Raw genomic sequence first — 26923 nt, forward strand, 5'->3', positions numbered from 1 at the left:
GACTTCCTGCGAAAGATCGGTCGATAGATACTTCAGATTGGCAGCCACTTCACCCGGCAGCGCGACAATGGCAGGTTGAAAGAAGTCGCTAGCCAGCGGCAACTCGGGCAATGTCGACGACGGAGTGCCATTGTTGTTGAGGAACTCGACATCGTCATCAAGCAACGTGTGCAGACGGAACGCAGCGCTGGCGAATTCCACGTCAATGGACGGATTAACTTTGGCGTTGTAGCCGCGATAGTTCGTCAGCGCGTTGTTGCCCATCATGGCCGGCAGATACTCGTTGTACGTGATCGATTGGATCTCGCCGATCACGATTTGACGAGCCCCGTTATACAACTGCTGGTCAGTCCACGTGGGATGCTGCTTGGCGAGGAGATTCGCCTGGTAATTGTGCTCACGAACGAACAACGTCGTGATGTTGGAAAGTTCGACGTTCTCGTTGGCGCGCACGTCGCCGGCCGCGAATAAACTGCTTTCCGGCACGCCGATGTTATCGGCCATGTTCAAGCCCATCGTATTGTAGGGCAGCAGATCGCCGGCCGATGTCTTGAGTTGGCCGCCGGAAAAGGTGCGCAAAGCGGCGGCCGTCGTGGCGTTGCTGCCGTAAATCATCGAGCCGTCAATGAACGACGTGTCCTGGTTGACGAACTGAGCAGGATTCGAAGTACTGGTGCCGGTTCCCGGCGCAATCTGGCTGCGGTCGAAGGCGATCGATAGATTGCCCTGACCGGTCGGATCGAACGTGGGATCGCCGGATGGGACGGGAATGTTCATCGCCACGTCGCCGCTTTCGGTCAAATCGATGTCGTGGTCGATGAACTGACCCCAGGCGTACACCCAGTCCGACATAGCGGTATTGTTGTCCAGATCCTGCTCGACGCCATTGACATCCTGATTGGCGATCAAATTCGAAATCGCTCGTGCCGAAGGAAGGTTCGGTCCGTTTGGAGCGGAAATACCGTCGGCGAAATTCGCCGACGTGAGTCGCGCAAAATCCGAGTTCGCGGCGCCGAGAGTCGGGTGGGCGATGTTGTTGCCGAAGCCGTTAATCGGCTCGACACCTTGTGATCCAACAACTCCCGTACTCGAGGTTGGCGCAGGCGCGACCGATGCGGAGTTGCCGGCCGTGGCGGCGCTGGACAGGCCATCGCCGCTCGACGTGGAGAGATCGTCTCCTGTCGTCGCGGCCAAGAGGCTCTGCAGCACGTTGGCATCGGTGCCGCCGACCGCGAGATCGGCCGCCATTAGCACACGGCTTTCGAGGAGTTCGATAGATAGCTTCAGATGCTTTCTCATGGTGATCCCTCAGTTCAGATAGAGCCCCTGAATTGAGGATTTTGCGAGCAGCCTGCTCACAACAAGGGACGAACGCCCGATGGCGTTTACTGGCCCGCCGATCAATGGAGAATCGCCGGGCTGGCGCTGCGACACACGCGGGCGTTACCTGGAGACTTGGACCTGCCCCAATAAGGGCAGAGGGGGGCTTGGCCCGCACAAAAAGGCCCTTGATAGGCCATGTGCGCGCATAACACCACACAGGTTTGGTCGTGGTGACCCGATCGTGAACAACGATCGGATTTTTAGAAATGTCGGTCTTTTGCTGCTTCACGCCAGTGTCTAGGCCGCGACTCAACCGACCAGCCCGGTCCAAGTTGAGTTGCACCGCAAGCAGTGATGCACGGCCTACTGCGGATCATACTGGCACATTGGTTCTTGTCAAGGAATTTGCGCGCCAAATGCAGCTACTGCCCAATGACTACTCAGAAGCACTAGGGTGTTTACTCTATGCGGCTAGGCTTCGGCGGCACGATGCCAGCGCAAAAAAACCGCCCGCGCCATCGAGTGGCGCGGGCGGTATATGGCATGCACAGAGTGCTTTTTCGCGTTAGTAGATCAACGTCACGTCCGTGCCCCAGATGAACTGCTGGCTGCGTGTGCCGCTGTCATACGGGAGCTGGCCGGCCGAGTTGCGGCCACCGTTGTACCAGTCCCAACGCAGGTTGGGCCGGATCAATAGGTTCTGGCTGCCACCCGGGCGCCATTGCGGACCCCACGTGGTTTCGCAGAAGTTGCCTGCGAAGCCCGGGCCGACGGCGTTGCCGCTGCCATTGGGATTAAACACAGACGGCACCGCGGCACCGACGCGGAAGCCTTCTTCGTCGCGGAACCACTCGTAGCTGGCACCCCAGGTCCACGCGTCGTTCACTTTATAGAACAGATACTGGTTCAAGCCGTACCAACGAGCGGTGCGGGTTCCAGCGCCGAACGCGGCACCTTGCACGCCCAAGTCGCTCTGCGCGACCCAGGTCAGCTTGTCGGTGATCGGCTTGGAATAAACCAAGGTTTGCAAGAATCGCGAGGTGTACACGCGACCGCCGACAGGAGGGTCAATGCCGCTCGAGTTGGCGTCTGGCTCATGGCTTTGCACCCAAACCCACGCCAGCGAGTCTTTATTGTCGCCGGTCCAAGTCGCCGTGGCCAAAGATCCAAGGTGCGGGTTGGCGTTGCTGAAGTTGTCCCAACCACGCGTGAAACCGCCGCCTAAGGTCCAATGCTCATTGGCCGTCCAAGTGGCCAACATGCCAGTGTGAGTGAACGGCTCGCCGTATTGGAACGTGTAAGGCAGCGTGTTGAAGAAGTTGTTGATCGTCGGCACGACAAAGTAGCCTACCGGCGAGTAGAAGTGACCCAACTTGACTTTCAAGTTGTTGTAGGCCACTTCACCGTAGAACTGTGGAATCGCCAAACCCATGTAAGGGTTGTTGGGCGTGTTGATCTTGTTTTCCAGCCCGGCTTCCGTCGTGAAACGATAGTCGGTACCGTACAGCAAGTCGACGCGACCACCAAGATCCCAGCCGTCGCCACCCGTGTTGGTCGGGCGATCGAAGAACAAATACTGCTGATTCAACTGATACTGGTTGGACTGATCGGTCCAAGTCACTGGACCGTTGAAGCGATCCGCTGGATTGCTGGTATTCCAGGTGAAGCTTTGGGTCGTCCAGCCGCCGATGTTCAAGCCCCACTTCTTGGTGAAGCAGCACTCGAACAAGTGGCACATCTCCGGTGCGGCATCGTCTGCGGCGGCGCCGGCGCAGCCAGATTCTTCGCCGCAGCCATTCTTCTCGGCGCAGCCGTTTTTGTCGCAACTGCCACCGGTGGGCGCCGCGGGGGCGGGTTCCTTGGCGGCAGCATCGGGTTCCTGAGCGTAGTAGCTGTCGTACTCGTATGCTGATTGCCGCGCCGGCGTCGAAGCCGATGTCGGCTGCTGCGCATAGGCCTGGCCTCCAGCCAGCAGGCCGGCAATGGCTATCGCCATCGCTCGTTTGGTAAACCTCATGACCAACACTCCGTTATTCCTGGGGTTAGGAGAAAAAGCAGGTGCCCGCCTGACTTCCTGCTAGATCACAAATCCGTTAGTCGTTCATCGTTCACAGGGCACGACCATGCGCGCCGAGTCTGCCGACAATTCTGCTATCGGTAGCCCCAGCGTGATAAGTTGACGGCGAATCGATCACATCCGCTTGGCGATACAGCACTTACGTCGAGGGTGTGGTAAACTCTAACGGTCGCGTGAAGTCTCGCGACGTGCTGTCACCAATCGAGAGAGGGGGAGGGTGGAAAACAGCGCTTTGCGCCGTGGCTGGACCGGACGTGCGCGGGCACTGGAAGAGAGCGCGCGACCTCACCTACGCGTGGAACGCGCAGCAAAGATTCTCGCACTCCGAACGAACCCACATTAGATTGAGTTATCAGGTGGTGCCGACTCACGCCGGGAGGTCAAGCGAAATGCGCCAGATTTCATTTAGCGACTCGTTGCTGCAACTACTGGATCACCACAACTTTTTACCGGCAGCCGGAATGCTGGTGGGCGTCGTAGCCATCGTGGCGATGACGACGGCGATCATCGTGGTGACGAAGCTCGTGCTTTCGCATCGCCAGCGGATCGCGATGATCGCCCGCGGCATCCACCCCGACGCGCTGTACACGGAAATGATCGAAGAGCCGACGTCGTCACCGGGTGCTCGACCAACCGCATTGCCGAACCACGGCGAATCCTGAAGCCCCGCCTCCCCAATTTTCTGCAAGTATGGCCCCGGGGATTGCCGAACGAAGCGGCAGGCTGATTTCGTGCGGCGCAAAGCGCGATGCGAAAGCGAACGTTGCACATATACAAGCTGGCTGTTGCCCCGCTTGCCACCTTGGCCCAACCGAACGTTCAGCAGCGGGAGGCGTTCAATCGGGCACTAGCCCCTGCTCGTCGTCAACGTCGAGGTCGACAGACGGCTGCGTCGGCTTGCGCGATGCGTTCCTGCGATGCGTCGAAACGTGTACACCCTGCGCATCGATCGCCGCCGTGACGGCCCCTGTTTGCGAGGTATTGAGTACCGTGGCGCCGCGCTGGCTATAAGCAGCGGCAACCTGAGGACGCGTCGAACGATTATCGCCGCTGATGACCACCCAGTCGGGCGTGGTCCAGGCGGCAAACCCAGGGGGATCGCTGCGCGTGCTGCCATGATGAGGCGCCAGCACGATGTCGCAGTCCAAGGGGATCTCGGCCAAAAGCTCGTCAAGTCCGGGGGATTCCAGGTCGCCAGGCAGCAGTAGCCGGCGTCCACGGTACTCGATCTTTAGCACGATGCTGTTGGAATTATCACTACCCAGTGTGCCCCGGCGCGGCGGGTGCAAAACTTCGATTCGGCACTCGGGCGTAGTCCGCAGGCGATCTCCAGCGAAGATTTCTCGCATCGGCACACCGGCGCGCTCGATGGCGTGCCGCAGTGTTTCAGTGGCGGCCGACTGCGCGTCGAACATGACTGGCGAAACATACACGACCCCCACGCTGAAACGCCGTAGCAACTCGGGCAACGCGTTGTAATGATCAACGTCGGAGTGTGAAATGATGACAGCGTCGATGTGCGTTCGGCCGCGCGACCAAAGAAACGACGATACCGATCGCGCCGCCGCGGTGGGCGAGCCAAGCTGGCCAGCATCGTAGAGCAGCGTTGTGCCGTCGGGCAATTCCAGCACCGTGGCGCAGCCGTGTCCAACCGACAAGAACGTGCAGTCGACAGCCGGGCGCGGAGAGCTTTCAATGCGCGCGACAAATAGCCCGATCGCCGTCCAGCCGGCTAGTATGCCAAGGCACCAGCGACGTGGCGGACGCAGGCGCGCGCTCGCGGCCCAAACGGCCAAAGTGCCGTAGCCGCCGACGAGCCACCACCACGAAGGACCTGGCAGCCAAACATGGCTTAATGGAATGTGGTCGCAGGCCGCGATCGATTTCGAGACGATCGCCAATGAACCTTCGCAGACCCAGGCAAGTGGTATCGACAGCGGCCAGATCAACCAGCCAAACGTCACCAGCACGAAGCCCGCGATCAAGCCCACCGAGATCGGCAGTGTCAGCAGCGGCGTCAACCATAGCGCCGCGGGCGAGACGATGTGAAATCGTGCCAAGACAAGTGGTAGCGAAACCAGCCAGACGCCCGCTGTTATGAGCAAGAATCGTCTCGTGGATCTCCCGAAACTGTGCAAGGCGCGCACCATCCAGGGGCGCGACTCGGCAATCAGCCGTTCGAGTGGGTCGACAGTGGGGCGTCGTGCCAGTCTTGGACCGACCCACGCCAAGGTCGCCACGGCCAAGAACGACAATTGCGGGCCGATGCGAAACAGGTCGGCCGGATTCATCGCCACGACGACCAAGGCCGACGCGGCCAGTAGATTGAAAGGAGAGACAGGTCGACCGGTATAGATCGCGGCGCACACGAGCCAGACCATGACGGTGGCCCGAATCGCCGCTGGCTCAGCGTCGATCACCAGTGCATACAGCGCCGTTATGAGAGCCACCGCCACCAGTGCAGGTTGTCGGCGCCAAAAACCGAGTTCCAAGCCGCGGAACAGCACCAAGGCCAATAGCCCGACGTGCAACCCTGATATCGAGAGCAAATGCACGGTGCCCGTTTCGTAGAACTGCCGAGTGGCCTCACCGTCGAGCTCTTCGCGCTCGCCGAGTATCAGCGCCAGAGCGAGCCCCGACTGGGCGCGGTCAACGCTTGACCACAGCGCATTGTCGCCGGCGCTGCGCAGACGGTCCCACCATCGCACGGGCTGCCACCACGATCCGCGCTCGATCGATTTCACGCATTCCGGATGATCCGTGACGAGCCGGCACAGGTGGCGGTCTGCGCGGAGGTGGTCGGCAAAGTCGAACTCTCCTGGATTCATCGGGCCGCGCGGCGCACGCAATTGGCCGAAGATCTGCAAACGGTCACCGGCCGCCACGCCCAGCAATTGTCCGTCGACGTCGAGCGTTACGCTGCCCGAGGCGGATTCCCAGCGATCAGAATTGCGCACGGCTGTTACTTGCAGCGCGAGCCTGGTGCGTTCCGCCGTGGTGATCGGCCGCAGCGGATCGAATTGCGGGGCGGGAATACGCCGCGGACCGCGCCGGACGACCGCTTCGAGGCACACCGGCTGTGCCGCTTCGGTGGCAAAGACGCCCAAATCGTCGGTGGGAAAGAGCGACCAGCTTGCCTCGTGCCAGGCGGCGCCAGTTGCCGCCAGGCACAGCAGCAACGGAAGATTTCCCCGCGCCGCGCCGTTGCCCAGCCAGGTCAAAAACCAGCAGGACCACAGGCCTGCCGCCAGAATCCACCAGAAGACCATCCGGGCCGGCAAGTAGCGATCGAGCACGATGCCCGCGCAGACCGCCGCGGCCACAACGACCAAGGGCTGATAGCCAGGTTGCCTGGTAGCTTCGACATTTATTGCGGTCGCATCCAAATGCGCTGCCCTCGCGCCGGATTCCAGCGTTTGTGCCAATCAGCGTCACTGTAGGCTACTGCACAGGCTGAGACCAGCATTTTCCGCTGCCAGTAGCGGCGATGTGCGCATGTTGGTGATTTGGGCAAAGCTCGGCATCGGACCGCTCGATTCCCTTGGCGACTATCGCGCCGATCGGTTATCTTGCGGCGCGTGGGGAGCGGACGTGAGTGCACCTGATGAGCGGCGGTGGTTTTACACCTCGACTAGGGGAGACGGATCGATGAAGCGTGCTTGGACGAATTGGCTAACGGCGGGATTGTTGCTAGTGGCGTTGCAGGGCTGTAATCCGGCTGTGGAAAAGTCCAAGAAACCCACTGGCGCGGCCACGGGCGCGACGGAAGAAATCGCGCCGCCGGTGCAAAAGTCGGTTGCGACCGAGCCCGCGGTGACGACGCAGGCCGTCGCCGATGGGGCCGCAGCGCCGAGCACTGCCACGGCCAAAGATGCCGCCGCCACTCCCAGCTACTTGGCCGACGTGCCGTTGATCCCACGCACGGCGCTGTTCGGCAATCCCGAAAAATCCAGCCCGCGTCTAAGTTCCGACGGCAAGCGACTAGCCTATCTGGCGCCGGTCGACGGTGTCATGAACGTGTGGGTCGGTCCGACCGACGATCCGGCGGCGGCCAAGCCAGTCAGCCAGGACAAGAAACGGGGCATACGCGCCTACTTCTGGGCCTATACGAACAACCACGTCCTTTATATCCAAGATCAAGACGGCGACGAAAACTGGCACGTCTATGCCGTGAACCTAGCGGACAACACCACCAAGGATCTCACGCCGCTGGCGAACGTTGCGGCACAAATCGAAGAAGTCAGCGATCGCGTGCCGGACGAAATCTTGATCGGGCTCAACGATCGCAACGAGCAACTGCACGACATCTATCGCGTAAACATCACCACCGGTGAACGCAAGCTGGTCGAGGAGAACAAGCAAGGTTTCTCGGGCTACCTGACCGACGACGACTTGAAGGTCCGTTTCGCCATGCAGTATCTGCCCGATGGGAGCAGCGTCGTTCTGCAACCGAACGGCGGGGGAGGTTGGGACGATTTCTTGAAAATCCCCATGGCGGACACGCTGACGACCTCTCCGGCTGGCTTCGATAAATCGGGCAACGTGCTGTACTTCATCGACAGTCGCGATCGCAATACGGGTGCCTTGACGGCGATCGACCTTAAGTCAGGCAAGCAAAATGTCTTGGCCGAGAATTCCAAGGCCGACGTGGGCGGCGTGATTGCACATCCCACGGAGAAGACGATTCAGGCCGTGGCGTTCAACTATGCGCGAAAAGAGTGGCAGATTCTTGATCCTACGATCAAGCCCGATCTCGTCTACCTGGCCACCGTGAGCCGTGGCGATGTCGAGGTGACCAGCCGCACGCTGGACGACAAGTTATGGACCGTGGCGTATCTCTGCGACGACGGGCCGGTACGCTACTATTTGTACGATCACGAACAGAAGAAGGCCCGTTTCTTGTTTGCCAACCGCAAAGACTTGGACGGCTTGCCACTCGTGAAAATGCACGACGTGGTTGTGAAAGCCCGCGACGGTCTGGAATTGGTCTGCTACCTGTCTTTGCCGATGGGGACCGATAAGGACGGCGATGGGCGTCCCAGCGTGCCGCTGCCCATGGTGCTCGATGTGCATGGTGGCCCTTGGGGACGAGACGATTGGGGATATGACGCCGGTCATCAATTGTGGGCCAATCGTGGCTACGCAGTGCTAAGCGTCAACTTCCGCGGCTCGACCGGTTTTGGCAAGGACTTCGTCAATGCCGGCAACAAGGAATGGTCTGGCAAGATGCACACCGACTTGTTGGATGCCGTGGAATGGGCCACGAATGGCAAGATCGCCGACCCGAAACGAATCGCCATCACAGGTGGCAGTTACGGCGGCTACGCCACGCTGGTAGGCATGACCATGACACCCGATGTGTTCGCCTGCGGGATCGATATCGTTGGGCCTTCGAGCATCATTACCCTGCTGCAATCCATTCCGCCCTATTGGCAGCCGCAGGTGCAAATGTTCAAGGATCGCGTCGGCGACTTCACCACGGATGAAGGGCGCGAGATGCTCACCAAACAGTCGCCGTTATCACACGTGGCGAATATCAAGCGGCCGCTCTTGATCGGCCAGGGGGCCAAAGACCCGCGCGTGAAGCAGGCCGAGGCCGATCAGATCGTGAAAGCCATGGAAGAGAACAAGATTCCCGTGACCTATGTGCTTTACCCCGACGAAGGGCACGGCTTTGCGCGGCCAGAGAATCGGCTATCGTTCTATGCCGTGAGCGAAGCCTTCCTGGCCGAACATCTGGGCGGACGCTATGAACCCATCGGCAAGGCATTCGCTGGTTCGAGCATTACCGTGCCAGCGGGTGCGAACGAGGTGCCGGGGTTGGCGCAGTCTTTGCCAAAGTGATTCGCCTCGAAAGAAGAGATCCGGCGTAGCCCGCTTGTTATTCTGTCCAACGGTCGAACGCGGCCGTAACGGCTGCCACGCCCGCGATGGGCTCTTGGCAGGCAAAGTGCTCGCAAACAAACAGTCTCGGCCCGCGCTCGGGATTGGAATGCTTGGAAGATTCTTTCCCAGCGAACATGGAATCTAAACAAGGCGACTCGTTCTTTGCAGGGCGCGTTGCGATCACTTTGTTGGGCCAGAAGCGGCGCCGGAGATCGTTGATTAGGGTAGCAAGGTCTGCCTCGTCCTCTCCTGGCAGCAGCACTAGCTCCGGCGTCGGTCCCAGGTGGAAGTCGAGCGCCAGCAGCATCTGCCCCGCCGCCATCGGATGCTGCTGCATCAGGCCGGCGAACAGCCGTAGCGTTTCGTCGGCTGCGGACTGATAATCACTCCGTCCCGTGAGTTTTCCCAGCCTTGACAGGACGGTCACAGCCATCGCCGTGGCGCTGGGGGTAGAACTATCTTGTACGTCCTTGGGGCGCGCGACGAGTGTTTCGTGGTCGTCGGAGGTGTAGAAAAAACCTCCCTGGTCGTGGTCGGCGAAGTGCGACAGAATCGTGTCGGCAAGCGTGCTGGCGGCGACGATCCACGACTCGTCGAAATCGGCTTCGTAGAGCGTGATCAGTGCGTCGGCCAGGCAGGCATAGTCGTCCAGATATGCATCAAAACGGGACTGGCCAGCGCGATAGGCGTGCAGCAGGCGTCCGTCGTCTTTGCGCATCCGCGCGAGAATGAATTGCGCCGCTTTAGCCGCCGCGGCCACGTACCGCGGCGCGCCGAGCACGCTGCCAGCTTGTGCCATCGCGGCAATCATCAGACCGTTCCAACTCACAAGCACCTTGTCGTCTAGCCCCGGCGGAATCCGCTTTGCGCGGACAGCCAGCAGCTTGGCGCGGCTCTCGGCCAGCTCCGCGTCTAGTTCCTGCGGCTTGCGACCGAGCACTTGCGCACATTGCTCGATCGATTTGGGGAGGTTCAGAATGTTCGCGTGCTCGAAGTTGCCGACTTCGGTGACATCGTAGACGTAGCAAAATGTCTTGGCCTTTGCTGCGCCCAACACGTGTTCGACTTCGCCGGGCGTCCAAACGTAGAACTTGCCCTCTTCGCCTTCGCTGTCGGCATCGAGCGTGCTGTAGAACCCACCGTCGGCATCACACATATCGCTGAGCACATAGTCGAGCGTTTCGCGCACGACCCGTTCGTAGCGGCGCTCGCCCGTTGCTTGGAAGGCCTCCAAGTAGCAAGTCGCCAGCAGCGCATTGTCGTAGAGCATCTTCTCGAAGTGGGGCACTAGCCAACGATCGTCGACCGAGTAGCGGTGGAAACCGCCGCCCAGATGATCGTAAATGCCGCCGGCAGCCATTTTGTCGAGCGTGGTTCGTACCATGTCGAGCGTGCTGTCTTGGCGATCGTGCCGCCAGAGACGCAGCAGCAGGCGCAGTTCGAGCGGATGGGGGAACTTGGGCGCACCGCCGAATCCACCGTTATGCGGATCGAAAATGCGCTCGATCGAGCGGCGGGCGTTGCCAAATAGTGCCCGCGTGGGAGCATCTGCCTCGGGCGTGAGGTGGCCCATCGACGTTATCTGCTCGGTTAGTCTTCCGGCTGCCGAAAGAACTTCGGCGCGGCGATTACGCCAGGCATCGGCCACGGCCGACAGCACCTGGTCGAACCCCGGCATGCCCATCTTTGCATGGGGCGGGAAATACGTGCCGCCATAGAAAGGCTGCAATTGCGGCGTAAGAAATACCGACATGGGCCAACCGCCGCGCCCTGTAAGCATTTGCACGGCGCTCATGTAAATCTGATCGAGATCCGGCCGTTCCTCACGATCCACTTTGATGGCGACGAAATCTTTGTTTAGCTGCGTGGCAATATTGGCGTCTTCGAAGCTCTCGTGCTCCATGACGTGACACCAATGGCAAGCCGAGTAGCCGATCGATAGAAAAATCGGCATCTCCTCGCGCACTGCCTTGGCGAGTGCCTCGACGCCCCAGGGAAACCAATCGACAGGATTCGAGGCGTGTTGCAACAGGTACGGACTGGTCTCGTGGGCCAGACGGTTGGGCATCGCGGGGACCTCGGCATTCGTGCGTTTAGTCGCAACCGAGCATGCGCGATGATGCACAGGCTCGGCAGCGCCTATTTGAACGAATGCGTGGCGTCTGGGTAAGTGCCGTCGCGCACCTCTTGGCGATACCGAGTGGCAGCCTCTTGAATGTCGCGTGCCAGATTTGCATAAGACTTGACGAAGCGCGGCAGGTAGCCGTCGGTTATGCCCAGCATGTCATTGACGACCAGCACTTGGCCGTCGCAGCCGGGCCCGGCACCAATGCCGATCGTGGGAATCGAAAGAGTTTCCGTAATCCGCTTTGCCACCGCGGTAGGAATGCATTCCAGCAGCACCGCAAACGCACCGGCTTCCTGCGCGGCCTGAGCATCGGCCAGCAGCCTCTCTTCGTCGCGTTGCACCTTGTAGCCGCCTAGCACATGGACACTTTGCGGACGCAGCCCGCAATGCGCCATGACAGGAATGCCGGCCGAGACCATGGCGGCAATCGTGTCGGCCTGCTCCGCCCCCCCCTCCAGCTTCACAGCCTGGCAGCGCGTCTCTTTGAGGATCCGACCGGCCACGTCGATTGCCTTACAGGCTCCCAAATGGCAAGTTGGGAAAGGCATATCGACCACCACCAGGGCATGCCGGACGGCCCGTCCGACCATTTCCGCATGATAGATCATCTGGTCGAGGGTGACGGGCAGCGTATTGGTATGCCCCTGTACGACCATCGACAGGCTGTCGCCGACGAGGATTCCGTCCGCGCCGGCCGCGTCGAGCAAGCGGGCCATGGTGAAATCGTAGGCGGTCAGCATGGCGATTTTCTGACCGGCGGCCTTCATGGCCGCGAATTGGGGCACCGTGATCGGGCCTTCCTGCTTTGTCATGGAAAGGGAACCTGAAGGTCGGGGCGTGCGACAGGAGAACGAGGGCGTTGGCAGGTCGCGGTGGGCACCGCAGATTTGCCGCAAGCATTGTTACCGTGGGGGTCTAGGCTGACAACCGCGGCAACCCCGGGTTGGCCACGGACCACCGGGCAACTGGCGGCGCCTGCGGTTCTGGGTGCCCAGCCTGGCACCACAAGCATACGTTCCGCTAGCGCGTCAGGTCGGGCCCGTTAGGCAGCAAACAGTTGGCGATTGACGAGGTACACGATATCGTAGAAGCAGGGCCGACCAAACCGCGGACCCTAGCGGCCGCAGAGCGGAATGGAGAGGCGGAAAATCATGGGACGAGTTTCGACGGGGACGTTTTTGACGTGCATAGTCGCGTCGCTTGCGCCGGGGGATCGGTCCGCCTGGGCGCAGTACGGCAACAACCCACGGCAAGCGCAGCAGGTGCAGCAAACGTTGCAAGCGCGCTATCAGCAACTGCCGATTGTGGATCTAAAAGGGAAGGTCGAAAAGGTTGATGCGGAAGGCCTTGATATCAAATGTGACGGACGGTCATACCTGCTGCAGATCGCGCAGGATTACACGCGTGTCGTCTGCAATGGCACGGCCGAACGCGATTACCTGAAGCCCGGCGTGATGGTGCGCTTCGAGGGGGATTTCGATAGGAAGATGCAGACCAAGACTCCCATCGAGGAGCTATACGTCGTGACTCCCTCGGAAACTGCGCAGCCCGGCATTCATTCCGACGAGCCGGGCGAAGAAGACCAGCCGCGCGCTAAGCAGAAGGGCGCTATCGAAACACTGGTGGTTGTGGGCACAATCAAGCTGTTCAAAGATAATCAGCTGCAAGTTGTCGCGGATGGCAAATCCATCAAGGTCGAATTGGCCGAGGATGCCGAGATCAAAGTCGAAGTCGACGACTACACGCTGGCCGTGGCCGGGGATGAGATCACGGTGCGCGGACGCACGGCGCAACCGCCACAAGGACAGCAGGCTGGTCACGTGTATGGCGAGGAAGTGACGATTACACTTTCCGAGCCGCTGGAAGCATCGGCCAAAGCGCCGGCAAAAAAGAAAAAGGCTTCCAAGGCGAAGACGGTCAAACGGGCCAGCAACTAGATCCCCATTCGTCCTAGTGCGTCGATGACGCTGCCGACGACGCCGGCTAGCGTAGGATGCACTGCCTGGAACTCCTGTTCGGCGTTGGCCAACTGCCGCACGATCGAGTCGTGCCGTGCGCCGCTGGGCCCCGGCTGTAAGCCCCCCGCGGAAGCCGTTTCACCCAGTAAGGAATGGATGTCCTGGACGATCCGCTGCAGTACTGTGCGGGTCTCGGCACTAATGTCGGGAGTGCTGCGCAATTGCTCGTGCAAGCGGGCCAGCGTCTCACGCAAATCGTTCGACATCTCGGGCATTTGCCTCTCCGTTTCCAATCGCGCGCTCGCGCCGGTTTGACGTGCAAGGAATCGTTTGACGATCGGCCGGCTCGCTACCGGTTGTTGGATAGTTCGAGAAGGGCCGCCACGGCTCGCGGATAGTTCTGCTGGCAAAGATACGGCCTTGGGGCGTGGCGAACAAGAGCCGCGACGGGCCAGGAACGCGACCGGCCAAGACGCTCCTGCGGTTCCAGTTAGTCTTGGCCGAAATCCGGGCGAATGCCTATAATCCGCCCTTTCAGACTGCCGCTGTGATCCGCGCTCGGGTCATTGCTAAATGGCGCCGCTTGGGCCGGGCACAGTAGTGCGTCTGCTTCGCTGTTCTCGAAAGCAAGGAATGCGACATGATCCCGGTACAGGATGTCCTCGACCTGCACTCTAGCACTGTGGCCCTCTGGCATCAGCAAGAAGTTCGCAATCCGTACCACGGAATGCTGCAGGTCGTGTGCGAACAACACAAGTTCAACTTTTTGTTGTGGCACGAAGAGGATGTCGCCCGCAGCCCCGAGGTCAGCGACCAGCGCATTGCCGAAGTGAAGCGGGCCATCGATCGATACAATCAGCAGCGCAACGACTACATCGAGCGGATCGACGCTTTCCTTATCGACTGGTTGGCGCGGGACGGGATCGCTCCACAAAAGGGGGCGCGCCTGAATACCGAGACGCCAGGCAGCTCGATCGATCGCCTGTCGATCTTGTCCTTGCGAATTTATCACCTGCAAGAACAGGTCGATCGAACGGACGCCACGGCCGAGCACAAGCAGAAGGCCGCCGATCGGCTCGCGATCTGTCAGACTCAGCGGGCAGACCTTTCTGGCGCTCTGGAAGAGCTATTGGCCGACATTACCAGTGGCCGAAAACGGCTGCAGCTGTATCGCCAGCTGAAGATGTACAACGACCCGACGATGAATCCGTACTTGTACGGCGTGCCGCAGAAGGTGGCCTAGATTTGCCTGTGTTGCGGCACCGTGTGCGAAATGGCTCGCGCTCGCCGCGGAACTTCACGCGGCTTTGACGCGAAGCCCAAGAATCTGATTGCACGCCTGGACCACGTCTTCGACCGTGATGGCCAGCATCGACTCGGGCCCGGCCGTGCGTCGGCTGCGGCTATTGCCCGAAAGGCACATTTTCTGCACGACGGCGTGCCCTGCGCCGTAGGGGCCATTGCGCTCGGCCGGCATCGGTCCGAACAGGGCCACGCAGGGAGTGTTCACGGCGGCCGCCATATGCAGGGGTCCCGTGTCACTGCCGACGAATAGTCGCGCGCGACGCAGCAACGCAACCAACTCCGTCAGCGATGTGGTGGGTGCCATGCGGGCGTGCCCTTCGGAGGCCGCGACAATGGTCTCGGCCATGTTCTTTTCTTGCCCACCCGCCCATACCACCAGGCTGGGCAGACCACGATTATGTCCCAAGTAGCGCGCGACCGCCGCGAAGCGTTCCGGCGGCCACAGCTTCGACGGCCAGCCTGCTCCGGGATTGACGATTGCAAATCCAGCCGTTAGATCGGCGGCCGCGATCATCTCGCGGGTTCGCGCATCCTCAACGGCTTTCTGCGGTAGGCCGAAACGGACTTGCGGTGCAGTAATGCCAAGCGGCGTTAATAACTCCAGATTGCGATCGACGATGTGGCTCGACCGCGGCTCGATTAGCTCTGTGTTTATCCACGGACTCAGCTCGCGGCCATCGACGCCCGAGAGACCGATCCGCCGTGACGCGCCCGACAGCCAGGCGGCGATGGCACTTTTCGTCAGGCCCTGTACGTCGATCGCTACGTCAAAGCGCAGCTGTCGCAGCCTCTGCCGCAATTGCCACACGGTGCGTGGTGACTTCAACCAGCCGCGGGGCACGATGATTAGCTCATCTAGCGCTGCATGGTCGCTCAATAAACTCCCTGATCGGCCTTCGACGACCCAGCTGATAAACGCCGTAGGCAAACGATCCCGCAGCGCCGTCAGCACCGGCATCGCGTGGATGCAGTCGCCAATGGCACTGAGGCGAACGATCAGGATGCGTGGGTTGCCATCGAGCATTATGAGCGTCCTCGCGTGTGGACGTCGCAGGGGACCTGGGGGAGCCAAGCGGGGGATCATAGTCCGCTGGGCGGTCAACGACCAATAGAGCTTTGCCCCCCGGCTGCGGTGCAAATACTGGGAGAAATGGCGTCTCGGCGCTGGACCCTCGGACCCGACATTTCAGGGTCCGGCAGGGGCAACAGGGCGACCATTCTGGTCGCGTCGGGAGGTTCCTTGGTATAGTGTTCGCTGGGCGTTTCAGTTGGGAACCACATCAAACGAAGGCACTTGAATCGTGAAGCGATACTTCCTGGTACTTTTCGTGTCGGTTTTGCTGTCCTCTGGGATGTCAAGGGCGGCGGCCCTACCTCCGCCGCGAGAGGGCGAAGTCCGCTTCGAGCTAACGGACAAGGACGCGACGGTGCCCGAACTGTTCCGGATGGAGCCGCATTCGTTCAAGTTCCACCAGGAATTCCAAAAGACAGCGTCGACGGCCATGCAGATATCGCTGGTCACGTTCCCTTCGCCGGTCGAAACGGCCCACGTCGAGAACAATACGGTCCATTGCGAATACTTTCGCCCCTTGTCGCCGGGCAAGCATCCGGCAGTCGTCGTCCTGCACATCTTGGGTGGGGATTTTGAATTGTCTCGGCTGTTCTGTCGGCAGCTGGCACAGAACGGCGTGGCGGCGCTCTTCTTGAAGCTGCCGTATTACGGCGAACGTCGGCCGGCCGGCAAAGATGTACGCATGATCTCCGAAGATCCGCATATGACGATAGCCAACATGCGTCAGGGCATACTCGATATTCGTCAGGCCGCTGCATGGTTAGCCGGTCAGGACGAGATCGACGAAAATCAATTGGGAATCTTCGGCATCAGTTTGGGCGGCATCACGAGTGCCCTGGCATCGACCGCCGAGCCACGATTTCAAAAAATCTGCCTGATGTTAGCCGGAGGCGACATGGCCAAAATCGCCTGGGAGTCTCCCGAGTTAGGCGATTTGCGGGCGCGCTGGGGCGCGCGCGGCGGCAGCAAGGAAGAGTTCTATCAGCTGCTCAAGCAGATCGACCCCGTGACCTATGGCGATCGGGTGCGTGGTAGAAAGATTCTCATGCTCAACGCCAGCAACGACGAAGTGATACCCAAAGTATGCACGGAATCGTTATGGCATGCCTTTGGCGAGCCCGAGATCGTATGGTTTGACGCCGGGCACTACTCGGCAATTCGCTATATCTTCGATGCGCTAGGCCGGGTAGCGAAATTCTTTCAGCCCGAGCCTGTCGCGACGGTCGGCAAGTAACCGCTTTACATCGACGTAGATTCACGCCGTTGAACGGTGCGTTTTGTCCTATCTACCCGTGCGCATCATTCCCGTCATCGACTTGCTAGGAGGCGTGGTCGTACGAGGGGTGGCTGGCCGGCGGAGCGAATACCGGCCGCTGGTGAGTTCGCTCTGTTCATCGGCTGAACCAGCCGAGGTTGCGCGAGCGCTATTCGATAACTTCGGCCTGCCCGAGTTGTACGTGGCCGACCTCGACGCCATCGGTGGGGCCGAACCAGCCTGGCGCATCTACGAAGAGCTAAGCGCTAGCGGTGCGAAATTGCTCGTCGACGCGGGAGTGACCGACGTGCACCGGGCCGCGACGCTCTCGCAGTCTCTCGTAGGGTCAGTACCTTTGGCAGGCGTTATCGTGGGCTTGGAGAGTATTGCCGCGCCGGAACTACTGCGGGAACTAGTTGCTATCGTGGGCAGCGAGCGATTCATCTTCAGCGTCGATCTGAAGCAGGGTCGACCGATCGCGCGTGCCGCGGAATGGCAGAATGCACTGCCAGAGGAGATTGCGGCTGCTGCGATTGCTGCCGGAGCACGCCGGTTGATCGTGCTGGATCTGGCCGATGTGGGAGTCGGTGGCGGGGTTGGCACATTGGCGCTGTGCCGGCAACTGCGTGCGGCTCACCCGCAGTGCGAGTTGATTGCCGGAGGCGGCGTGCGTGGTCCTGCCGACCTGGACGCGATGAGAGAGGCCGGTTGCGACGCGGCGCTGGTGGCGTCGGCGTTGCACGACGGACGGATCACGACGAATGACGTGCGATGACTGCGCAATGATGAGCGATACGGCAGATCTGGCCGTGGGTGACGCGAATGCGGCGTATCCCCATTCACCGTTGCGACATTATCCCACACCTACTGCCATTTGGGTGGGCGCTTTTCGAGAAATGCGGCCAGCCCCTCGGCAGCCGCTTCTGTAGTGCGCGAGGTAGCGCTCGCGGCTGCACCTGCCGTCAACAATGTCTGCAGGTTTTCGCCGATCGTCTCATTCAGCAATTGCTTAGTGAGTTGCAACGACTCGGGAGCGCACGCGGCACACTCACCGGCAATTTCCGTCGCTGCCGGCCAGACGAGGTCGGCCGGCGCCAGACGATGATACACGCCAATGCGATGCGCTTCCTGGGCATCGATCAGGCTGCCCGTGAGCAACAGGTGAGCTGCTTGCCCGGCGCCAATGCGGAAGACCAACAGCGGGGCGACTAGCCCTGCGACGATGCCGCGACGTGCTTCCGGGAATCCAAAGCGGGCATCGTTCGCTGCCAGCACGATATCGCAGGCCAATACCAGTCCCGCGCCCCCTGCCACTGCCGCGCCGTTGACGGCGGCAATCAGCGGCTTCGGAAACCGTAGCATCGTCTCGATAAGTTCCAAGTATTGCGTGGCGTCTTCGCGCCACTGGGCGCGTGGATCCTCGCTTTGCTTGGTCTCGTGCATTTCGGCCAGGTCCATTCCAGCGCAGAATGACGTTCCCGCCCCGGTCAATACCACGGCGCGAACGCGCCGCTCTTGATGAAGGTCCGACAGCGCCTGCATCAGCGCGGCGATCGTTTCCCGCGACAGCGCATTGCGCCGCTCGGGTCGATTGAGAATGATCGTGCCTGTCGAGCCGTGCACGTTGATGCGTACGAGAGACATGTTGCGCTTAAGAGTGAGTGGTCAGTGGCTGTTTGTCGAGAAGGCCCGCAGTGGAGGGACGTCGTTCACTCCTCGTTCGGCGCTTGTTCTGTCGCGCGCCGTTTCAAACCTGGTATACGCCGACGCGGAAGGGCTCGTCGCTGGCGTGCCGGGTGGCAATTTCCAGGGCGAAGACCAATTCGTCGCGGGTCTGCGCCGGGTCGATGATCCGGTCGACCCAGCCGCGCGCCGCACCATAGCGAGGATCCATCTGCCGGTCGTAATCCCCTTTGACCTTATCACGCAGGGCTGCCAATTCTGCCGAGTCGACGGCATGTCCTTGGCGCTCGAGGCTCTTGACCATCACGTCCAACAAGGTGTTGGTGGCCTGCTCGCCTCCCATAACGGCGCAGCGCGACGAAGGCCACGCTAGAACCAGACGCGGATCGAAAGCCTTTCCGCACATGGCGTAGTTGCCGGCTCCAAAAGAACCACCCACCAGTAGCGTGAGCTTGGGCACACGGCTGTTGGCAATGGCATTCACGAGCTTGGCGCCGGCCTTGATGATGCCATCGCGTTCACTAGCTTTACCCACCATGAAGCCATTTACGTCCTGCAGGAACAAGATCGGCAACCAATCCTGGTTGCAGTTCATGACAAACCGCGCTGCCTTTTCCGCGCTGTCGACGTACAGCACGCCCCCGAATTGAATCGGTCCGTCGGCCGGCCGGATCTGATGGTGCTGATTGGCGACGATACCGACCGGAAAGCCTCCCAGCCGGGCGGTGCCACATACCAGTGACTGACCGTACTCTGGCTTGTATTCGTCGAACGTGCCCGCATCGAGCATACAAGCCAGCACGTCGCGCACTTCATAGTCGCGGCGCGGATTGCCGCTGACCAACTCGTAAATATCCTCAGGGGGTCGCGCAGGCGCCGTCGCGGCGAATCGTGCGAACGGGGCAGGGGGGGTAGCCGAATCGGGATGCACAGCGCCGACCAGCCGGCGCAGCCGCTCCAGGCAGGCATGGTCGTCGGGATCGCGGTAGTCGATCGTGCCGCTGACTTGCGCGTGCATTTCCGCGCCACCCAACTCCTCGCTGTCCACCACTTGCCCGATGGCGCTGCGCACCAGGGCCGGTCCGGCCAGATACAAGCCCGACCCGTCTGTCATCAGCAGCTTGTCGCACAAGACGGGCAGATAGCCTCCGCCGGCGACGCAGTTGCCCATGATCGCCGCGATCTGACCGAGTCCGGCGGCGGACATCACAGCGTTGTTGCGAAAGATGCGGCCAAAGTCGTCTTCGTCGGGAAACACGTCTTCTTGCAACGGTAGAAAAACACCCGCCGAATCGACCAGGTAGACCAAAGGCAATCGATTCTGGAATGCGACCCTCTGAGCCCGCAATACTTTCTTGGCGGTGGCCGGGAAGAACGCCCCAGCTTTTACGGTGGCGTCATTAGCGATGATCATGTGCCGGCGGCCGGCGATGGTGCCCACTCCGCAAATCACCCCAGCGGCCGGGGCGCCGCCCCACTCGGTGTACATTTCCCAACCGGCCCACAGGCCGATTTCAAAAAACCGGGTGTCCGGGTCGACGAGCAGATCGATTCGCTCGCGGGCTGTGAGACGCCCTTTTTCATGCTGCCGCTGGATGGCTTTTCGACCCCCTCCCAGCGCGATTTCGACTTCCTGCTGGTGGATGCTGGCGGCTAGTTCGGCCAGGTCGTGGGGCTCTCCGGCGGTCGTCGTGGGCATGGACGGTGCGTTCTCTGTCGGCGGGAATGGCCAGGAAATGGCGGGATCGCTGCGCGCCGCCCTTGCAAAGCATCATAGCAGGCGACTGCCGAGGTCAAAGCGCGACCACCACCGCGTGAGCCTTACGTTTCCCAAACGCAACGGCCGCGCTTCGTGAAATGTTGCAATGATTCACCACCGCCCTGAGTCATCGGCCGTCCGCCGGTCCTCTGGACTATGCGTTAGTGCTTTCCGAATAATGCTTTAGACGAGCCTGCCGCTTCGTTGCCGGAGTCCTTGGCACTGCGCGTGCTTACTAAGCCCACGCACCCATCGCGGCCTCACATCTTCGGTCGTAATCAGCGACTCCGGCGATCTCAAGAAGGAATGCACCTTGCGCAAGCCCGCCCGTAAATCCGTCGTTCGTGGAAAAACCGTCGCATCGAAGCACACTGCAATTAGCCGTGGGCGAACAGGCCGAGGACCGGGCCGCCCGGGCCGGCCCAGCCGTCCGCTGGACGCACGTGACGAGCTGCCCGAGGAGCCTGAAGCAGTCGTCGAAGACGACGATTTCGAAGCCGCCGACGAGCCCGAGGTGGCCGAAGACGAGGCGGAAGAAGTGGCGGAAGTCGACGTCGAAACCGGCTCCGGCGACCGCATCGACGATCCGATCCGGATCTATCTGATGCAAATGGGCGAGATACCGCTTTTGACGCGCGAGCAAGAGATCGCGGCCGCCAAGCAGATTGAGTTCACGCGTACGCGATTCCGCGACAACATGCTGGCCAACGACTATGTGCTGCAAGGCGCTGTCACGCTTTTGAAGAAAGTGCGCAACGGCGAGCTGCGGCTCGACCGAACCGTGGAAGTCTCTGTCACCGACGCGACCGAGAAGAAGCAGATCCTGTCGCTATTGACTCCGAACCTGAACACGCTCGACCATTTGCTACGGCAGAACGTCAACGACTTTCGCGTGGCGATCTCGAAGAGCCGTCCCAAGGTCGAGCGGCGTGCCGCCTGGCGCCGGCTGGTGCTCCGCCGACGCAAAGCCGTGCGGCTGGTCGAAGAATTGAATCTGCGGACACAGCGTTTGCAGCCGGTGATGGACCAGATCGTCGAGATCTCGAAGCGGATGGATATGCTACGCGAGCAGATTAAAGAGCTGCGTGGCCATGGCCCGGCGAGCGAAGTTGCGCAGAAGCTCCGCCGCGAGCTGCACTACTTGATGCGAATCACGCTGGAGAGCCCCGCCACCCTGGCGCGGCGAATCAGCCAGACGCTGGATTATCAATCGCGTTACGACGCAGCCAAGCGGGTGCTGTCGGCCGGCAATCTGCGGCTGGTGGTATCGATCGCCAAACGCTATCGCAACCGTGGTCTGAGCTTTCTGGATTTGATCCAGGAAGGAAACACGGGCTTGATGCGGGCCGTCGATAAGTTCGAGCATGCTCGCGGCTATAAGTTCTCGACCTACGCCACATGGTGGATTCGCCAGGCGATCACCCGGGCCATTGCCGATCAGAGCCGTACGATCCGCATGCCCGTACACATGATCGAAACGATGAGCCGGGTGCGGATTGTCGCCCGCGAGCTGGTGCAGGAAACCGGGCGCGAGCCGACGGTCGAAGAAGTGGCCTTCGCGGCCAAGCTGTCGCTGGAAGAGGCAGCCTGCGTGCTGAAGATGACACGGCACCCCCTGTCGCTCGATCAACCGGTCGGTGACCACGACGACAGCTTCTTCGGCGAGTTCGTGCAAGACCATCGCGAGGACGATCCTTTGGCGGAAATGAGCCAAGACGCACTCAAGCAGCGGATCGCCACCGTGCTCGAAGAGCTGAACTATCGCGAGCGAGAAATCCTGCGACTGCGGTACGGCCTGGCCGACGGCTATTCGTACACGCTGGAAGAGGTCGGCCAGATCTTTTCGGTAACCCGCGAACGCGTTCGCCAAATCGAGGCCAAGGCGGTTCGCAAGCTGCAACATCCGATGCGTTGCAAAGCACTGTCGGGCTTCGTTGATGAAGCGGAAAGTGCCTAAGCGAGAATCGGCGGGGATAGGGCAGCGCGAAATTCAACAAAGATATAAAGCGCACGGTGCTTGCGCGACGAGCCGTCAGCTTCGGTTGGCGGCTCTTTTTTTTGCGCTCTACGACAGGCGGCGTGCATTGCGGCCAGAGGAACTTTTGCCGCCAAAATAAAACGACGGCCGCATGCGGCGGCCTGCCCCAGCCGCCGCATACGCCCGTTCCCCATGTCCCCGCATGATGTCCCCAGCAAGACACTCTTTCGGCGCCACTGGCGGGGAGCCTAAAAAGAGCCGCGCGCGGGGTCAATAGTAGGAAACCACCCCGACCAGGAATTAGAACGATGGCCATGTTGTCGTGAATGGTTCGTCGCTGGATCGCTTACCAGTTAGGTGTTCTCGAGATTGGTCCCCTCTTTGCGCGGGCCATGTCGGTATCGCGCGCCAAAAGCCATGCAGCAGCCAATGAATGTCAGCAGCAATGTCGACGGCTCGGGCACGGCCGTTAGTCAAGCATCGCCCGCATGTTGGATACGCGATTGCCCACGGCAGGCCGGAGCGAGCTGGCGGAAGGCCCGCACGTTGCTAAGCATCAATCCCTGCCGTCGCAATTTCCGCACGGCTGCGATTGCCACGACGCAAGCCCCACAAAACGCCAGTGCGATCGACGATGGCTCGGGAAGCATGATTTGGTTCGTGGCAAAATCCAAATGCGCACCCGGGTCGATATTGGGATTGCCTCCCATCACGTTGTAGGTGTCGCCACCGATGGCGATGAAAGTGCCCGCCGGATTAGGAATGGCGATATTCCCCGTTGCGACAATTTGGGCGAGCGGAATGTCAAGCACACCATTAATGAACGTATTCGCCAGAGGGGGCTGGTCCAAAAAAGTAAACGGAAATGGCCCAATCCCAGCGGTAATGGACATCGTGTCTCCTATGGTGCCATTTGGCGGCCCAAAACTAAGCGAGAGCGGTCGAAACAGGTAGCCAGTAGCACCGACGTTGTTGGTGGGACCGAGGGTGTAGACGCCGCTGCCGTCGGCGGCGGGGTTCGTAGTTACGACGCCGTCGTCGCCATTGCTGTCAATCGCACCCATCAGGGTGCCGGTGCCGCTGCTATAAAACCAACTGTCCTGATAAAGGGCCCTGACACCAGCCGTGCCGAGCGTGGCATTCGTGGGTGGTCCGCCATTGGTAGCGACCGAGTTCTGAATAAACGACGACTGCACGGTTTGGATGTCGCTAGCAGAGGTGCGCTTGAGTGGTCCGCCACCTCCACCCTCAAAGGTCAGGCCCTGGACGAAAAGCTGGACGTCTGACCCCGCCGACACGTCGGCGGCCGTCACTTGTACGCCAATCGTGAAGACTTTTGCGCCGGCCAATGCCGTAGTGTTCGTAGCCATGACGACGAGCTTGGCTGCTTGGCTGCTATCGGCAACCGTGAGAGCTATTACGACCCCGACGACAATCGCTCCGGCGATCACGCGGGCGCCTCCAAAGTGCCTGATCGTCGGACAATAACGACGTCTAACCCAGCACTCTCCGAACAGCGCGAGCGCGGCCAGCGCGGCGAGAGCAAACGTCGACGGTTCGGGAACCGGCGCGACTGAAGGGACGATCGACATCAAGAAAATCCCATTTTGTCCATAGACCTGAGCCAGGATCGTCCTCGCTCCGGTGACGGGATCAACTCGAAAGATACTCGGAGAGCCGCTGAAACCGGTGACGATCAGATCACCGTCGGATTCCATTTTGATAGAGCCAATAGCAGTATAGGCGGTGTCGAACGCAGGACCCGTTCCCAAGTACTGGTTAGGTGCGATGAATCCAGAAAGCGGCATGCTAAGCCCGGTGGCTGGATCGTACGTGCTTACAAGACCGTTAGCAGTATTATTCATTGCATACACGAGCGAACCGCTTGGTTGCAGAGCGAATACGGTATATGCGTCGATGGGACTTAAAGTCGGAGTGGCAACTCCGGTCGTAAGATTAACGCTATAAAGACCGCCATTTGATCCTGCGGCAACGAAGACGTTGCCAGAAGGACTTTCAGCTATGCCGAAAACTGGACCCGAAACTGGCAGGTTGAACGTTCCGCTTGTAAGTACTGTCGTCGCAAGTGGACTTCCAGAAGAGGCATCAAACTCCGTAATCCTCGCCGATAGATTGCCGATCAACGGCGGGATGCCTTCCCCCACCAAAATATTTCCATTCGCGCTCATGGCGATACTTTCTGGATAGGCGAGGTTGCCTACCAAGACAGTGCGATTCCCCGTCGAGGCATCGATCCGGATTAGCTCGCCGGTGGACGGATTTCCGGACGTCGCGCTTGGGATTACGGAAAAGATGTCTCCTTGTGCATCCGTGGTCATAGCGATGACCGCCTGCAGCGATGGTCCCGTGCCGTGAGAGTCGTCGGCGAGAATCGTACGAACGCCGGTCGTGGGATCGATGCGATAGAGCGTACCGCTATCGGTCTCAAGCGCCACGATGTCTCCGGCACTGAGTGTCGCGGCATGAACTTGCGCCGCACCAAGTGATGTCAGCGCGGTGCAAATGATTGCGCCGACTGATACGAAACGAGCGTCAACCATCGACAGGTTCACCGCGCGGCGACGACGAAATGCGATCCATGCCGTAGTGACGCCACAAAGTGCCAGGATCCAGGTCGCAGGCTCGGGTACCAGTGCCCCCGGCACGGTCAAGCTGAATACCGTGCCAGCGCCAAAGACGCCGCCGCCTGACGTTGTGCCGTATAGCGTGTCGCCGACAAGAGTCAAACCACCTTGTGGGTACGCGCCATCGCTGTTGACAAAAGAGTGCTCGATGCGGAAATCGGAGCCATCGAGATTTACCGAAAAGATGTTGCCATACTCTAAAGCTGGGCCGCCATAATACGTTGTTCCATAAAGCCGCGATCCGACGAGCGTTAGGCCGGCACCAGGGTTCGCTCCGTCAGGGCCTGTGCCCGAGAAGGAGTACAGCGACTGGATGTTCGATCCGTCGAGGTTCATCGAAAAAAGCGCGCCGTTCGCATTGCCTGGGAAGGACAGTCCAGCGGGGGCGACTCCATAGAAGTTCGAACCGGCGATCGTCAGATTGAATGTCGCGGCAAACAAATTGACGCCCAAAGCGGCAATGTCGCTGGAAACCGATCCGCCGGAAAAGTCATGGACCGTGTGATAGTTCGATCCGTCGGCGTTTATGGAATTGAGCGTCGCGATGTTGGAATGAGCGACGCCGCTTTGTATAGAGAATGCGCCCGGCAAAGGGCCTCCAAGCAGTGTCGATCCGATGGAAAGGGCGCCCGACTTATTGCCGTTGTCGAAGTCGTCATCGAAGCTGTGAATGTTCTGATAGTTTGAGCCATTGGCATTGATGGAAAATACGGTCCCGTAGCCATAGCCCCGATTAACAACACCGACGTCAGTGCTGGTGACGCCATAAAGTGTCGAACCAATCGCGCTAAGTCCCGTCAGCGGAGTCGATCCGGGTAGCGCGCCGAAGGAGTATAGATTGTTAAAGCTCGAGCCATCCGTGCTCAGGGAGTAGATCGTCCCTTCGCCGGCCGGCCCGCCGGCCTGGGTTGTGCCATAGAGTGTCGAACCGATGGCAACCAGGTTCGTATTGGGAGTTTTTCCTCCAATACTGCCGCCGGTGAAGCTGTAGAGGCTTTGGAAATCGTCAGCGCGTGCCGGCGCAAGCCCAGAGAATTGGGTCGCCGTCAGCAGCACGGCGCAAAGCAGGCTGGCGACTCGACGGGGTATCGAGCGCATGCCGCGCAAATCAATTAGCGATGCACAGTCCGCGCCGACTTTGTTCCCAACTCGCGCGCGCCCATTGCCCAATCGCGAAACGTGACCACACGATTGACCGACGAAACTGACTAAACATGACATGGTATAAGTCCTCTTTTATGCCTCGATTTTTCCCTAGTTGCCGGTAATCCCGGCCGGCTAGAGCCATCGGCCCGTGACGCTTTGTCGAGGGGGCGATGGCTGTGCCGGCAACCGGCCTGCGCATGAGCGCGAATACGAAAACGATGAAAGAAATCAATAACCACGCGAACATGATCAGATAATCCTCAGGAATCTTGGCCGCGCGACCGTAAACGTCACGCGGCTGCGGTACTGGATTCACGCCGTGGGCCGAGCGAAATAACGCCAGACCGACAAGCGCAAAAAAAGAGACGGTCACTAGGTCGCCCAGCGAGCCCTTGTGCCGTCGAATAGAATTTAAATCACTAGCCGCCCCGACGTGGTGTCAGCAGCGGAGCGCCTCTTCTCCGCTATCGCGGATTATAGTGGTACTGACAATCGCGTGTCAAGTAAAATTCCGCGTATTGTGCGATGATAGTGGCGCGGACCGTTCGGCGGGCGATTGACGGAACGCGCAAGTAGGGGTGGAAAACCACCATTCAATCTTGCTTTATGTTCATAGCGTAGGTGGTCGCGATACGTGTGGCGACTCGGCGGCAGGAAACGCTTGTGGTTAGACCATATTCCGGTGTCTATCTATATTAAGCCGGCCGA

General features: G+C 60.3%; 17 protein-coding genes. 7 read left to right on the forward strand and 10 right to left on the reverse strand.

Annotated features, from left to right (window positions below; translation table 11 throughout):
- Window positions 1-1299, reverse strand: a 1299-nt coding sequence (locus VGG64_17440; GenBank protein HEY1601389.1) for a peroxidase family protein, incomplete at its 3' end; no start/stop codon positions are given.
- A gap of 589 nt (window positions 1300-1888) precedes the next feature.
- A complete protein-coding gene (locus VGG64_17445; protein HEY1601390.1) occupies window positions 1889-3340 on the reverse strand; it encodes an outer membrane beta-barrel protein in 1452 nt (483 codons plus the stop codon).
- 449 nt (window positions 3341-3789) lie between these two features.
- On the opposite strand from VGG64_17445, the gene VGG64_17450 reads away from it, so the two are divergent.
- On the forward strand, window positions 3790-4062 hold the full coding sequence (locus VGG64_17450; protein HEY1601391.1) for a hypothetical protein: 273 nt from the start codon (window positions 3790-3792) through the stop codon (window positions 4060-4062).
- Between the two features lie 174 nt (window positions 4063-4236).
- Here VGG64_17450 and VGG64_17455 read toward each other — a convergent pair whose 3' ends face one another.
- Window positions 4237-6786, reverse strand: coding sequence for a ComEC/Rec2 family competence protein (locus VGG64_17455; protein HEY1601392.1), 2550 nt, complete (start codon window positions 6784-6786; stop codon window positions 4237-4239).
- A 262-nt stretch (window positions 6787-7048) separates the two neighbouring features.
- On the opposite strand from VGG64_17455, the gene VGG64_17460 reads away from it, so the two are divergent.
- On the forward strand, window positions 7049-9244 hold the full coding sequence (locus VGG64_17460) for a S9 family peptidase (protein HEY1601393.1): 2196 nt from the start codon (window positions 7049-7051) through the stop codon (window positions 9242-9244).
- Between the two features lie 37 nt (window positions 9245-9281).
- Here the strand turns inward: VGG64_17460 and VGG64_17465 are convergent, their stop codons facing one another.
- Both VGG64_17465 and panB read right to left on the reverse strand, forming a co-directional pair.
- Entirely contained in the window at window positions 9282-11354 is a 2073-nt protein-coding gene (locus VGG64_17465) for a thioredoxin domain-containing protein (protein HEY1601394.1), read from the reverse strand.
- A 71-nt stretch (window positions 11355-11425) separates the two neighbouring features.
- Window positions 11426-12226: a 3-methyl-2-oxobutanoate hydroxymethyltransferase gene (panB, locus tag VGG64_17470; GenBank protein ID HEY1601395.1), complete on the reverse strand. Its 801-nt coding sequence runs from the start codon at window positions 12224-12226 to the stop codon at window positions 11426-11428.
- 339 nt (window positions 12227-12565) lie between these two features.
- Between panB and VGG64_17475 the strand changes: the two genes are divergently transcribed.
- On the forward strand, window positions 12566-13351 hold the full coding sequence (locus VGG64_17475) for a hypothetical protein (GenBank protein HEY1601396.1): 786 nt from the start codon (window positions 12566-12568) through the stop codon (window positions 13349-13351).
- Here the strand turns inward: VGG64_17475 and VGG64_17480 are convergent.
- Window positions 13348-13647 carry a DUF4404 family protein gene (locus tag VGG64_17480; GenBank protein HEY1601397.1) on the reverse strand — a complete coding sequence of 100 codons (300 nt, stop codon included), beginning with the start codon at window positions 13645-13647 and terminating at the stop codon, window positions 13348-13350. The genes VGG64_17475 and VGG64_17480 overlap by 4 nt on opposite strands.
- A 365-nt stretch (window positions 13648-14012) precedes the next feature.
- On the opposite strand from VGG64_17480, the gene VGG64_17485 reads away from it, so the two are divergent.
- On the forward strand, window positions 14013-14615 hold the full coding sequence (locus tag VGG64_17485; GenBank protein HEY1601398.1) for a DUF4254 domain-containing protein: 603 nt from the start codon (window positions 14013-14015) through the stop codon (window positions 14613-14615).
- A gap of 54 nt (window positions 14616-14669) precedes the next feature.
- On the opposite strand, the gene VGG64_17490 is transcribed toward VGG64_17485, so the two are convergent.
- On the reverse strand, window positions 14670-15701 hold the full coding sequence (locus tag VGG64_17490) for a glycosyltransferase family 9 protein (protein ID HEY1601399.1): 1032 nt from the start codon (window positions 15699-15701) through the stop codon (window positions 14670-14672).
- Window positions 15702-15978: 277 nt separating this feature from the next.
- On the opposite strand from VGG64_17490, the gene VGG64_17495 reads away from it, so the two are divergent.
- Window positions 15979-16983 (forward strand): alpha/beta hydrolase family protein, encoded by a 1005-nt coding sequence (locus VGG64_17495; GenBank protein HEY1601400.1) that lies wholly within the window; start codon window positions 15979-15981, stop codon window positions 16981-16983.
- Window positions 16984-17026: 43 nt separating this feature from the next.
- The gene (locus VGG64_17500; GenBank protein HEY1601401.1) at window positions 17027-17779 is read left to right on the forward strand and encodes a HisA/HisF-related TIM barrel protein; all 753 of its coding nucleotides are present in this window, start codon (window positions 17027-17029) and stop codon (window positions 17777-17779) included.
- Window positions 17780-17868: 89 nt separating this feature from the next.
- Here VGG64_17500 and VGG64_17505 read toward each other — a convergent pair whose 3' ends face one another.
- Both VGG64_17505 and VGG64_17510 read right to left on the reverse strand, forming a co-directional pair.
- The gene (locus VGG64_17505) at window positions 17869-18648 is read right to left on the reverse strand and encodes an enoyl-CoA hydratase/isomerase family protein (GenBank protein HEY1601402.1); all 780 of its coding nucleotides are present in this window, start codon (window positions 18646-18648) and stop codon (window positions 17869-17871) included.
- Between the two features lie 103 nt (window positions 18649-18751).
- Window positions 18752-20386, reverse strand: a complete 1635-nt coding sequence (locus VGG64_17510) for an acyl-CoA carboxylase subunit beta (GenBank protein HEY1601403.1) — start codon at window positions 20384-20386, stop codon at window positions 18752-18754.
- 373 nt (window positions 20387-20759) lie between these two features.
- Between VGG64_17510 and VGG64_17515 the strand changes: the two genes are divergently transcribed.
- Window positions 20760-22403: a sigma-70 family RNA polymerase sigma factor gene (locus VGG64_17515; GenBank protein HEY1601404.1), complete on the forward strand. Its 1644-nt coding sequence runs from the start codon at window positions 20760-20762 to the stop codon at window positions 22401-22403.
- A 494-nt stretch (window positions 22404-22897) separates the two neighbouring features.
- Here the strand turns inward: VGG64_17515 and VGG64_17520 are convergent, their stop codons facing one another.
- Window positions 22898-26167 carry a choice-of-anchor tandem repeat GloVer-containing protein gene (locus tag VGG64_17520; GenBank protein HEY1601405.1) on the reverse strand — a complete coding sequence of 1090 codons (3270 nt, stop codon included), beginning with the start codon at window positions 26165-26167 and terminating at the stop codon, window positions 22898-22900.
- Between the last annotated feature and the right edge of the window lie 756 nt (window positions 26168-26923).

The organism is Pirellulales bacterium (assembly GCA_036490175.1).
Classification (GTDB): domain Bacteria; phylum Planctomycetota; class Planctomycetia; order Pirellulales; family JACPPG01; genus JACPPG01.

What these genes read in the sequence shown, in the direction of transcription:
- VGG64_17480 (HEY1601397.1), bottom strand. Translation starts at nt 13,647, where the DNA reads ATGCCCGAGATGTCGAACGATTTGCGTGAGACGCTGGCCCGCTTGCAC.
- VGG64_17505 (HEY1601402.1), bottom strand. Translation starts at nt 18,648, where the DNA reads ATGTCTCTCGTACGCATCAACGTGCACGGCTCGACAGGCACGATCATT.
- VGG64_17445 (HEY1601390.1), bottom strand. Translation starts at nt 3,340, where the DNA reads ATGAGGTTTACCAAACGAGCGATGGCGATAGCCATTGCCGGCCTGCTG.
- VGG64_17450 (HEY1601391.1), top strand. Translation starts at nt 3,790, where the DNA reads ATGCGCCAGATTTCATTTAGCGACTCGTTGCTGCAACTACTGGATCAC.
- VGG64_17485 (HEY1601398.1), top strand. Translation starts at nt 14,013, where the DNA reads ATGATCCCGGTACAGGATGTCCTCGACCTGCACTCTAGCACTGTGGCC.
- VGG64_17475 (HEY1601396.1), top strand. Translation starts at nt 12,566, where the DNA reads ATGGGACGAGTTTCGACGGGGACGTTTTTGACGTGCATAGTCGCGTCG.
- VGG64_17520 (HEY1601405.1), bottom strand. Translation starts at nt 26,167, where the DNA reads ATGCGCTCGATACCCCGTCGAGTCGCCAGCCTGCTTTGCGCCGTGCTG.
- VGG64_17510 (HEY1601403.1), bottom strand. Translation starts at nt 20,386, where the DNA reads ATGCCCACGACGACCGCCGGAGAGCCCCACGACCTGGCCGAACTAGCC.
- VGG64_17490 (HEY1601399.1), bottom strand. Translation starts at nt 15,701, where the DNA reads ATGCTCGATGGCAACCCACGCATCCTGATCGTTCGCCTCAGTGCCATT.
- VGG64_17460 (HEY1601393.1), top strand. Translation starts at nt 7,049, where the DNA reads ATGAAGCGTGCTTGGACGAATTGGCTAACGGCGGGATTGTTGCTAGTG.
- panB (HEY1601395.1), bottom strand. Translation starts at nt 12,226, where the DNA reads ATGACAAAGCAGGAAGGCCCGATCACGGTGCCCCAATTCGCGGCCATG.
- VGG64_17465 (HEY1601394.1), bottom strand. Translation starts at nt 11,354, where the DNA reads ATGCCCAACCGTCTGGCCCACGAGACCAGTCCGTACCTGTTGCAACAC.